This window comes from Streptomyces sp. McG3 (assembly GCF_018619185.1).
GTDB lineage: Bacteria > Actinomycetota > Actinomycetes > Streptomycetales > Streptomycetaceae > Streptomyces.
In genome coordinates this window covers 19,172-29,634 of sequence record NZ_JAAXYC010000079.1, presented here as the reverse complement: position 1 = coordinate 29,634, position 10,463 = coordinate 19,172, and the positions used below count along the sequence as shown (strand labels likewise).

Annotated in this window: 10 protein-coding genes; 2 read left to right on the top strand and 8 right to left on the bottom strand. The window is 70.5% G+C overall.

All coding sequences use genetic code 11. The features are described from left to right. The 8 genes from HET64_RS15660 to HET64_RS15625 all read right to left on the bottom strand — a co-directional run. Nucleotides 1-977, bottom strand: a 977-nt coding sequence (locus tag HET64_RS15660; protein ID WP_215105973.1) for an ABC transporter ATP-binding protein, incomplete at its 3' end; no start/stop codon positions are given. 14 nt (nt 978-991) lie between these two features. Then, nucleotides 992-1,939 carry an ABC transporter permease gene (locus HET64_RS15655; RefSeq protein ID WP_215105971.1) on the bottom strand — a complete coding sequence of 316 codons (948 nt, stop codon included), beginning with the start codon at nt 1,937-1,939 and terminating at the stop codon, nt 992-994. A gap of 19 nt (nt 1,940-1,958) precedes the next feature. Further along, nucleotides 1,959-2,909 (bottom strand): ABC transporter permease, encoded by a 951-nt coding sequence (locus HET64_RS15650; protein WP_215105966.1) that lies wholly within the window; start codon nt 2,907-2,909, stop codon nt 1,959-1,961. A 13-nt stretch (nt 2,910-2,922) separates the two neighbouring features. Beyond that, nucleotides 2,923-4,557 (bottom strand): ABC transporter substrate-binding protein, encoded by a 1,635-nt coding sequence (locus HET64_RS15645; protein ID WP_215105964.1) that lies wholly within the window; start codon nt 4,555-4,557, stop codon nt 2,923-2,925. Next, on the bottom strand, nt 4,554-6,161 hold the full coding sequence (locus HET64_RS15640; RefSeq protein WP_215105962.1) for an NAD(P)/FAD-dependent oxidoreductase: 1,608 nt from the start codon (nt 6,159-6,161) through the stop codon (nt 4,554-4,556). Before HET64_RS15640 ends, HET64_RS15645 begins: the two co-directional genes overlap by 4 nt. 44 nt (nt 6,162-6,205) lie before the next feature. Then, on the bottom strand, nt 6,206-7,189 hold the full coding sequence (locus HET64_RS15635; protein WP_215105960.1) for a dipeptidase: 984 nt from the start codon (nt 7,187-7,189) through the stop codon (nt 6,206-6,208). A 128-nt stretch (nt 7,190-7,317) separates the two neighbouring features. Then, nucleotides 7,318-8,040: an aspartate/glutamate racemase family protein gene (locus HET64_RS15630; protein WP_215105958.1), complete on the bottom strand. Its 723-nt coding sequence runs from the start codon at nt 8,038-8,040 to the stop codon at nt 7,318-7,320. 564 nt (nt 8,041-8,604) lie between these two features. Further along, on the bottom strand, nt 8,605-9,438 hold the full coding sequence (locus HET64_RS15625; RefSeq protein WP_251145368.1) for an IclR family transcriptional regulator: 834 nt from the start codon (nt 9,436-9,438) through the stop codon (nt 8,605-8,607). Nucleotides 9,439-9,927: 489 nt separating this feature from the next. Here HET64_RS15625 and HET64_RS15620 point away from each other — a divergent pair, with 489 nt between their 5' ends. Next, nucleotides 9,928-10,080, top strand: coding sequence for a hypothetical protein (locus HET64_RS15620; protein ID WP_215105955.1), 153 nt, complete (start codon nt 9,928-9,930; stop codon nt 10,078-10,080). Between the two features lie 127 nt (nt 10,081-10,207). After that, nucleotides 10,208-10,387: a hypothetical protein gene (locus tag HET64_RS15615; RefSeq protein WP_215105953.1), complete on the top strand. Its 180-nt coding sequence runs from the start codon at nt 10,208-10,210 to the stop codon at nt 10,385-10,387. Nucleotides 10,388-10,463 lie beyond the last annotated feature (76 nt).

Sequence of the window (10,463 nt, the reverse complement as noted above, 5' to 3'; positions counted from 1 at the left end):
GTGTAGGGGCAGCGGACGAGGTGGCCGGGGGCGGTGGAGGTGAGGGGGAGGACGTCCGGGACGGAGTCCTCGCAGCTCGCGCGGGCGGCGGTGCAGCGGGGCTGGAAGGCGCAGCCGGGCGGCGGTGCGGCAGGGTCGGGCGGGAAGCCGGGGATGGCGGGCAGGCGCTCTACCCGTTCGCGGTCCATCCGCGGAATGGACTCCATCAGCGCTCGCGTGTACGGGTGGCTCGGCCGGTCGAACAGCGCGGTGGTCGGGGCCGTCTCCACGATCCGGCCCGCGTACATCACCGCGATCCGGTCGGTGACCCCGGCCACGACCCCGAGGTCGTGGGTGATGAGGATGAGGGCCATCCGGAGGTCCTTGCGGAGCCGGTCGATGAGCTGGAGCACCTGGGACTGGATGGTGACGTCGAGGGCGGTCGTGGGCTCGTCGGCGATCAGGACCTGGGGTTCGCGGCTGATGGCCATGGCGATCAGAACGCGTTGGCGCATGCCGCCGGAGAGCTCGTGCGGATAGCTGCGGAGCCGTTCGCGTGCGGCAGGGAGGCCGACGAGGTCCAGGAGCTCCGCGCACCGGGAGGCGGCCGCCCGCCGGCTGAACCCGTCGTAGTGGACGAGGGGTTCGGCCATCTGCGTGCCGATGGTCATGGCCGGGTTGAGCGCGGAGAGCGCGTCCTGGGAGACGAGCCCGATGCCGGAGCCCCGGACGGTACGCATCTGCCGGGGAGTGAGCGCGGTCAGGTCCTTTCCGTCGAAGGTCACCCGGCCGGAGATCTCGACGCCGGCGGGGGCGAGCATCCGCAGGACCGCCAGCATGGTCTGGCTCTTGCCGCAGCCGGACTCGCCGACGACGCCGAGCGATTCGCCGGCGGCGACGCTGAACGAGACGTCGCGCACGGTCTCCAGAGGGGCGCCGTCGCCCTGGTCCTGGCCGCGGTAGGCGACCTTGAGGTGTTCGACTTCCAGTACGGTCACGGTGACGTCTCCCTCTAAGCCAGTTTGATCTTCGGGTTGAAGTACGCCTGGAGCACGTCGACCAGGAAGTTGATCAGTACGAACGCGATGGCGATCACGAGGATCCCGCCCTGTACGAGGGGGATGTCCCGGGCGGAGATGGCCTGGTGGAGGGCGAGGCCGATGCCCGGCCAGGAGAACACCGTCTCGGTCAGCACCGCGCCGCTGAGCAGGAAGCCTGCCTGCAGGCCGATCACCGTGATGACGGACGGCATGGCGTTGGGGAGCACATGGCGCACGATCACCCGGAACTCGCCGACACCGCGTGAGCGGGCGGTGCGGACGTAGTCGTTGCCGATGACCTCCAGCACCGAGGAGCGGGTCATCCGGGCGATGACCGCCAGCGACCACGCGGCGAGGGTGATCACCGGCAGCACCATGTGCGCCGCCACGTCGAGGGCTCCGCCGCCGCCAATGGAGGTCATCCCGGTGGCGGGAAGCATCCTCAACTGGAGCGAGAAGACGATGATGAGCACCAGCCCGAACCAGAACGACGGTACTGAGTTGAAGAACAGGACCCCGACGGTGAGGCTCCGGTCCCGCGGCGAGCCGGGCTTCTGCGCGGCCCAGGTGCCGATGGCGACGCCCACGACCGCCGCGACGACGATCGCGGTGCCCGACAGCAGCAGGGTGTTGAGCAGCCGGTCGGAGAGGACTTCGGAGACCGGCCGGCCGAAGGAGAGCGAGCGGCCCAGATCGCCGTTGAACAGGCTGCCGAGGTAGGTGAAGTAGCGGAAGACGGCTGGTTGGTCCAGGCCGAGGTCCTCGCGGAGCGCCTGGCGGTCGGCCTCTGAGGCGGTGGGGCCGAGCAGGGCGCTCGCCTGGTCGCCGGGGATGATCTGGCCGAGGCCGAAGGTGGCGATGGTCACCCCGAGGATGACCGGGAGCATGTGCAGCGCGCGGCGCAGCGTGAAGGTCAGCATGGTGCATCTCCAGGGCTGTTCATGACCGGCTCCACCGGGTCCGCAGGGTGCGTCCGCCGCCGCGCACGGCCCGGGACTTGCGGCTGCGCGGGTCGAGACGGTCGCGGATGCCGTCCCCGAGCAGGTTGAACCCGACGGCGAGTACGACGATCGCGAGGCCGGGGATGGTGGCGACGTGCGGCGCGGTCACCAGCAGGGCGCGCCCGCCGCTGAGCATCTGTCCCCAGTCGGGGGTGGGCGGCTGTGCGCCCAGTCCGAGGAAGGCGAGGCTGGAGCTGAGGATGACGTTGCGGCCGGTCTGGAGGGTGGCGAAGACGACCACGCCGCCGAGCAGGTTCGGGGTGATGTGGCGGAAGGCGATGCGCAGATGGCTGTAGCCGAGAGCGCCGGCGGCCTCCACGTACTGCTCCTGGCGCAGGGCGATGACATTGCCGCGGACGATCCGGCCGAACTCGGGGACCGTGACCACCACCATGGCGATGACCATCGAGGTGATGCCGGGGCCGAGGGCGACCCCGATGCCGAGGGCGAGCAGGATCCCGGGAAAGGAGAACATCACGTCGAAGGCGCGCATCAGGGTGCTGTCGAGCCAGCCGCCGACATAGCCGGAGAGCAGTCCGAGGCAGCCGCCGATGGCGAGCGCCACCAGGGTCGGCACCACGGCGACCAGCAGGGCGAGCCGGGTGCCGTACATCAGCCGGCTGAGGATGTCGCGGCCGACCTCGTCGGTGCCGAGGAGGTGGCCGCCGCTGAAGGGGCCGAGCCCGATGGACGAGGGGTTGGTGGCGAGCGGGTCGTCCGGGGCGATCAGGGGCGCGAGGAGCGCGACGATGATCGTGGCGGCGACGATGGTGCCGCCGATGAGGGCGGTGGCGTTGCCGGAGCCCAGCAGTGCGCGGAGGCGGTTGCGCCGCCGAGGGGGCGCGGCCCGCACGTCGGCGGGGCGGGGTGGTGCCGCAGTGGCCTTCATGGCTGTGGTCTCCTCACCGGCGGCGGATGGTGGTGTAGTCGATGTAGACGGATGCGGCGGGCACGACTCCGTCGACCTTCCGGCTCAGCAGACGGGGAAGCCGGTCCTGGTAGAGGAAGACCCAGGGCGCGTCGGCCGCGATGCCGTCGGCGGCTTCCCGGTAGAGCGCCGTGCGGCGGTCCGGGTCGGGTTCGCCCCTGGCACGGTCGAAGAGGGCGTCGACGTCCCGGTTGCGGTACCAGCCGCGGTTGACACCGTCGGGCGGATGCAACTCCCCGCTGAACATCCGCTCCAGGAAATCGGCGGCGTCGGCTCCGGTGGTCCATCCGTTGAACGAGCCGTGGGTCGTGTCGTTGTAGCCGTTGCCCTCCTCGGCGACGAGTGAGGCGAACTCCATGTACTGGGTGTCCAGGCGGACGCCGACCGCTTTGAGGTCCTGTTGGATGAGCGACATGATCTCGGTGGCCTGGGAGAAGCCGGGGCCGCTGTCGGGTGCGAGCATCCGCAGCCGTACGGGGGTGGGCACGCCGCTCTCCCGGATGAGCCGGCGGGCCTCTTCGGGGTCGTAGGAGTCCGCGGTGGCCCCGGGGCTCTCCTGGTACGCCTCGTTGCCCCGGGGCAACGGCCCGGTGGACGGGGCGACCTGTCGGCCGGTGAGCGTGGCGATCGCCCGGCGGTCGACGGCGTGGTTGAGCGCCCGCCGGAAGACGGCGTTGTCGGTGGGGGCGATCCGGGTGTTGAGGCGGATGAAGTACTGGTTGGCGGGCTCGGGGTACTGCACGGTCATGGTGTCGCCGTCGGCGAGCTGCTGGACCTGCTGGGCCCCGGCGCTGAGGATCGCGTCCACCTCACCGGTCTGCGCGGCGATGGCGAGCGTGGTGGGGTCGGTGACGGACTCCACGATGATGGAGGGGGTCCTGGGGGATCCTCCCCAGTAGGCCGCGTTCCGCTTCAGCGTGATGCGTTTCCCGCGATCGGCGGAGTGCTGGGTGAAGGGGCCGGTGCCGACGGGGTGCAGGCCGATGTCGTCGGGCCGGTGGGCGCGGAGCGCCTTGGGGCTGATGATCGACATCCGGCGGTCGGTGAGCACCCGGGGGAGCCCGGCGTACGGCTCGGTGAGTCCGAGGACGACCGTGTGCGGGTCGCGGACGTCGACCTTCTTGATCCAGCGGGTCAGGAACTTCATGTTCCCGGCGGCCGTCGGGTCGTGGAAGGCGGAGGCCTCGTCCATGATCCGGTCGAAGTTGGCTTTCACGGCGGCGGCGTCGAAGGGCGAGCCGTCGGCGAATTCGACCCCCTCGCGGAGCTTGAGGGTGTAGGTCCGCGCGTCCGGTGACGCCTGCCAGGATTCGGCGAGCGCGGGCTGGAGTTCGGGAGCCTGGGCCGTCTCGGTGCCGAGGTCCTCGCGGATCAGCGGATCGAAGAGGGCGTCGATGACCCGGAGCACCGGGGTGCCGGATGCGCGGTGCGGATCCAGGGTGGGGATCTCTCCCTCGGCGCCGATGATCAGGGTCTGCTCGTCGCGGCCGAAGGACGGGTTGGCGCTGCAGCCGGTGAGCAGGACACCCACGACGGCCGCACAGCCGACCGTCCGGCGAAGTATTCCTGTGCGTGGGCGCTGTGGCCCAGCGCGGCGCGAAAGCCTCATGCCTGTCGCCTTTGCTCGTGGTGAAGGTCCTGGAGCACCGCTTGGGCCGTGTTCCTGCCGGGCGTTCCGGTGATGTAGCCGCCGGGCCAGGTCCCGGCGCCACTGACGTAGAAGCCCTTCAGCGGGGTGCGATAGCCGGCGACCGCGGGGTGCGGGCGGGCCCCGAAGAGATTTCCCGGCAGCATGTCCCCGTGGGTGATGTTGCTTTCCAGGAGCCCCAGTTCGCTCTCGATCTCGACCGGATTCATGAACCGGTGATCGACGACGCGGTCGGCGAGTCCCGGCATCAGCCGGGAGAGTTCCTCGACGCACCGGCGACCGAAGCGCTCCGTGCGCTCGGCGTCCCAGGGTCCGTCGTGCGGGCGGTAGGGGGCGTGCCAGGCGTTGACGCTGATGAGATGGGTGCTCCCGGGGGTGAGGCCGGGCGAGGTGAGGGTCGGTATCAGCCCCCACATCAGGGGCTGTTCGCTGGCGTGGCCCTGCAGTGCCCGGGAGATCGACTCCTCGATCTGTCCGAGCGAGGAGCCCACCCGGAACTGGCAGGCCCGGACCTGATGGGGGTCCGCGTCCTCGGGGAGCCCCGCGTAGGCGGGCAGCGAGTCCACCTCCAGGACGACCTTGAAGGCCGATCCGCGCATCGCGGTGCCCGTGACCTCCGCGCGGATCTCGGGCCCCATCGCCGCGTCGTCCAGCAGATCGCGGAAGAGGTGAACGGGGTTGACCGCCGACACCACCCGGCCGGCGGTGAACTCCTCACCGGACGCGGTGACCACGCCCCGGACCCCTGCGGGACCGTGCAGGATCCGCACCGCCGGGGAACCGGTGCGCAGGGTGACGCCGTGGGCGCGGCAACAGTCCTCCAGCGCGTCCACGATCGCGCTCATCGACCCGACCGGGAGACCGGTGGAGCCGCGGAGCGCGACCCGCTCGGCCGCGTCGCCGGAGTGGGCTGCGCCTGCTGCGGCCAGGGCGAACGGGCGCATCATCAGTCCGACGGCGCTGCCGGGCGTCGAGGGCGGTACGAGCTGGGCGTTCAGCGCCAGCAGGGCGAGCAGGGCCTTGGCCTGGTCCGACATGAGACGCTCGTCGAGCAGCCCGGTGAGGCTGCCCTCGAAGACGGCGGTGAAGAGCTTGTGCTCCTCCGGGTCGGTCAGCCGCTCCCGGAGGGCGGAGAGGGCGGGCGGAGGGTCGTCGAGGGAGACCCGCAGGCTTGCGCCGAGCCGTTCCAGACCGCTGATCAGCTCCCGGTAGCGGTCGGCCTCGCCCGGCGCGAAGGCGTCGAGCTGCCGGTCGACGAGGGCGGGGTCGCGCCAGCCCAGGAAGCACTGGCCGTCGAACTGCTGGACCACGGTCGGGTCGGCCCGGACGAACCGGAGACCGTGGTCGGCGAGCCGGAGTTCGCTGACGACCGCCGGGTTCAGCGACCCGGGCGAATTGGTGAAGGCCAGGCTGCGGCCGGAAAGGAACTCGTATCCTCCGCAGGGCCCGCCCAGGCGCTGACGGGATTCGACCACGGCGACGCGCAGTCCCGCCCGCCCCAGATAGGCGGCTGTCACCAACCCGTTGTGCCCGCCCCCGACCACCACGACGTCAAACCGGTTCATGCCCACCGCTCCTCTCCGTGTCCACGTCGTCTTCCCGGTGGCCGTCAGTTACGGGGATCGGCCACGAAGGCTGCGTCGAACATGCGCAGCCAGTTGCCGCCGGCGATCCGCTCGACCTCGCTCTCGCTGAACCCGCGCTTGCGTAGGTGCTCCAGGACGGTGGCGTAACCACTGCCCGCGGCGAACCATTCGGGGAACTCGACCGGTCCGGAGATGGGGACCATGGGCTTACGGCTCCAGCGCCCCTGCCGCCACCAGTGAAGTTCTTCGTCGCCCTGGCCGGCGTAGTAGTCGGAGCCGAGCCCGACGTGGTCGACGCCGATGAGGTCGACGGTGTAGGCGACCATGTCGCAGAATTCTTCGATGGTGCAGCCGACACCGTTGGGAGCGATTCTCGGGTACATGCTCAGGCCCACGACGCCGCCGGATTCGGCTGCCTTCTTGAGGACGGTGTCGGATTTGTTGCGGAAGGCCAGCTCGACGTTCTCGCCCACGAAGGCCCGGGGGTTGGCGTGCGTGATCGCCACGGGCCGTTCGGATGCCTCCAGGGTTTCTAGGGAGGTGCGCTCGTTGCAGTGGGAGACGTCGATGAGCATGCCCACCCGGTTCATCTCCCGGATCAGGTTGACGCCGTAGGTGCGGGAGAGGCCGGCGTCGTCGCTCTCCCAGCAGCCCGCGCCGGCGGAGTTCTGCGTGTTGTAGGTGAGTTGGCAGATCCGTACTCCGGCCTGGTGAAAGGCTCCGACCAGGTCGAGGTCGTCCTCGAAGGGGCTGCTGTTCTGGAATCCGAGGATGACGGCGGTACGGCCGTCGTTCCCGGCCGCGCGGACGTCGTCGGCGGAGCGGCCCTCCGTGAGGAGGTCGGTGTTCTCCGCGAGCAGCCGCTGCCAGCGGCCGACCTCGCGCATGGTCTCGGTGGAGTCCTCCCAGATGGCGACGGTGGCGTGGACGCCGGATATGCCGGCGGCGTGCCACTCCTCGAAACGCTCGCGGGCGGGCTTGACGAACTGCAATGCGTCTACCAGCACGTGCTTTCCTCTTCGCAGGTGAGCCGGGTGGTCCGGGCGGGTTGACGGCCCGGCCGTGCGACTCGGTGTGGACGATGGGGGTGCGGTGGGCGTTGCCACCGCCGTGCGGTGGTGCGTTCGGTCCGGTGTCAGATCTCCCGGCCGAGGCGGCCGAGCTGGGGGATCTCGTCGCGGAGGCCCAGGGTGCGCAGGGCGCTCCAGAGGGACGCCTGATTGCTGGTCACCACGGGGCGGCCGGTGTCCATTTCGAGGTAGGGCAGGATCTCGAAGGTCCGGTAGGTGCCGCAGGAGATCAGCAGCGCGTCGGCGTCGGGGGCGGCCTTGTGCAGCCTGCGGCCGAGCCGGTAGGCGCTGTCCGCGTCGTGGACGCTGGCCTCGTAGGGGTCGGTCATCTGGAGCCCCTCCATCACGGGCACCTCGAAGCCGACGGCGGTGAGGTACGCGCGCAGTGCCTCGTTGACCTCGTCGGTGTAGATGCTGCCGACGGCGACGGAGGTGGCGCCGACGGCGCGCAGGGCGTCGACGGTCGCCTGCATCATGGTGATCGCCGGGATCCCGGTCTCGGCCTTGATCTCGTCCGTGACCTTCTCGTCGGTACCGGGGCCCGGGATGAAGGTGCCGGGCGCGCCGCACTGCACGATGAGGTCCACCTTCGCGGTGGCGAGCTGCCGCGAGGCTTCGAGCACCTGGCTCATCATCTCGCGCAGGCCCTCGGCGTCGACGCGGGGAACGATGGTCCGGGCGTCGGCGAAGGCCACTCCGGTGGGCGCGACCGAGCGCCACTCCTCCGCTCCTTCGATCGCGGTCGCCGGGCGGATCTGTCCGATTCGTGCACGCCAGCCGAGCATCATGGGGCATTTCTCCTGAAATGAGCTGTGGATGCGGAAAGGGTGAAATGTCGGGCGAGCTCGCAGTGGCTTGAAAGGGTGCATGGATTCTTGCTGCGTGAACGTCGCCCGTACAGCGGCAAAGGTCCCGCTCTCCCCGGCGATCAGCCGAGGTCGGCGCTGTCGTCGAACAATCTGGGACAGTGGACCAGATTGTTTGGGACAATGTACCTACGCGCTTTGGTCAGGTCAATGGTTGGGTTTTTGGCTCGAAGAAGCGCCGCCGGACGTGCGGCGGCGGCCCGCAGGTCCCTGGCACGGACGTGCGCGAGGTCGCAGGGGCGTGCATGGGGCCGCGAACGCCTGTTGCCGGCGGTAGTCGGCCCGGTGGGCGGCTCGTCGGCGGAAGAGGCGGGCGTGGTGGGCGGCTGGATCGGGGCCGCCCTCGGTCAGGCGCGCCCGGCGCCCGGTACGCCGACTCGGCACAGAGCTCGGCCGTCACGCGGCCCCGCCGGCAGAGGCGGCGGTCCCACCGACAGAGCCAGAGGCCCGGTCGGGCGGCCGCGGAAAGGTATCAGGGGGTTCGGATCAGGCGGGCTGGCGCCAGCGGATGGCGATCTGGGCCGCGGCCGACTGGAGGAGCGGGACCAGGTCGGCCATCCGCTGGTCCGCGAGCCGTGCCTCGGGGCCGTAGATGCTCAGGGCCGCGGTGACGGTGCCCTGCGTCGCGATGGGTACGGCCACCCCGCACCCGCCCATGATCCACTCGCCGCGGCTGAAGGCGTAACCGCGGTCGCGGGCGGCCGCGACCCGGTCGGCGATCTCCGCAGCGTCCGTCGCGCCGGTCGCGGAGACATGGTCGCCCACCAGGTGCTTCAGGTGGTTTTCGGGCAGCATCGACAGAAGTACGCGGCCCGTTGCGCCGGAGAAGAGGGAGTAGGGCCGGCCCACTCCGGTGATCAGCCGGAGCGGCTGGGAACTCTCCACCTCGTACACCGTCACCCGGCGCCCGTCCACCACGGCCGAGACGCACGCGGTCTCTCCCGTCGCGGCGGCGATGCGGGCCGTCGCCTCGGAGGCCGCGCTCACCAGGTCGCTGTTGGCGGCGTGCCGCCAGGCGAGGGTGAGCGCGGCCGGCCCGATCACGTACTTGCGGGAGTTCTCGTCCACGACGGCGAGTCCGACGCGCTCCAGCGAGGCGAGAATCCGCTGGGTGGAGCTCTTGCTGATCTCCAGGTCCCGGCTCAGCTCACGCAGCCCGCGCGGCCGATCGGCCTCCGCGATCGTCTTGAGCACAAGCAGGGCGTGGTCCACGATCTGCACCGTGCTTGCAGGCGGCGTCCGCTTTCCGGCCGTGCCCGCCGCCGGCTCATCGGGCAATGAAGGGATCTCCGTAGGCTCCGGCCCCTGTTCGTTCACCATCGGGCCGGTCCTTTCCCTGGGGAAGCAAGGCCCGGTGCGGGGTGCGCCCGCAGGGCGGCCCCGGACCCTGTCCGCGCGTTGCATGAATGATCGCTCGCGATTATCACACAGTGGCCACACCCCGTCATCCACGGCGACGCCTGTCGGCCGTCGCGGCGGTGAGGCTGTGGGAAGGCCGGCCGGGGCTCACCACTGTGCGGCCCCTCTCCTGCGGGCACCGGCCGTGTGCCTGCGGCGGTCCCCGGACGGCCTTGCTCCGCTCGTGCCGGTGGATGCGCGGGGCGACGGTGGCACTGGCCGTGTCCTTCGGGATCGAGCCTCCTGTCCGCTGCCCCGAAAGAGTTCGAGATGGCTCGGAACACCGACGCCAAGCCCGCCGAGCAGGCCATTGCACAGGCGAACGAGGCGGTCAGGCAGAAATACCCCCTTGCGGACGGGTAGGACCTTGAGGATGCGCGGCGCGGCTTCCTGGGAACGGTCGAGGATCACGTGATCCGTAATGCCAAGGGCCGTGCGGTGTGGGGCCTGGGCGCCTACGGATTCCTCGACCTGGAGTGCCCGGACACTGCCAACACGAGCCTGTGGCAGCAGAGTCGGCTCTGCTCCGACCACGGCCTCTTCGAGGTGACCGCGGGCATCTGACAGGTGCGCGGCTTCGAACTGTCGAACATGACGATCGTCGAGGGCGAACGCCGGATTCTGGTCATCGACCCGCTGCTGTGCGCGGGGACGGCCGCCACTGGCCTCGCGCTGTATCAGGGCCGCTGCGGTGACCGGCGTCCGCTACACCCAAAGCCAAGCCGACCATTTCGGCGGAGCGCGGGGAGTCGGCGAGGAGGGCGTAGCGAACGGCCTCTCGGTGTTCGCCCCGCACGGTTTCCTGGAGCACGCCGTCAGTGAGAACGTCTACGCGGGAACGGCCATGAACCGCCGTGCCGCCTATATGTAGGGCGCCACCATGCCCAGGAGTGCATGCGGGCAGATCGGGGCCGATCTCGGCCAGACCCTCTCCACCGGCGTGGTCG

Excerpts from the sequence above, each read along its gene's own strand:
- HET64_RS15655 (WP_215105971.1), bottom strand. The coding sequence starts at position 1,939 with ATGCTGACCTTCACGCTGCGCCGCGCGCTGCACATGCTCCCGGTCATC.
- HET64_RS15650 (WP_215105966.1), bottom strand. The coding sequence starts at position 2,909 with ATGAAGGCCACTGCGGCACCACCCCGCCCCGCCGACGTGCGGGCCGCG.
- HET64_RS15645 (WP_215105964.1), bottom strand. The coding sequence starts at position 4,557 with ATGAGGCTTTCGCGCCGCGCTGGGCCACAGCGCCCACGCACAGGAATA.
- HET64_RS15640 (WP_215105962.1), bottom strand. The coding sequence starts at position 6,161 with ATGAACCGGTTTGACGTCGTGGTGGTCGGGGGCGGGCACAACGGGTTG.
- HET64_RS15630 (WP_215105958.1), bottom strand. The coding sequence starts at position 8,040 with ATGATGCTCGGCTGGCGTGCACGAATCGGACAGATCCGCCCGGCGACC.
- HET64_RS15625 (WP_251145368.1), bottom strand. The coding sequence starts at position 9,438 with ATGGTGAACGAACAGGGGCCGGAGCCTACGGAGATCCCTTCATTGCCC.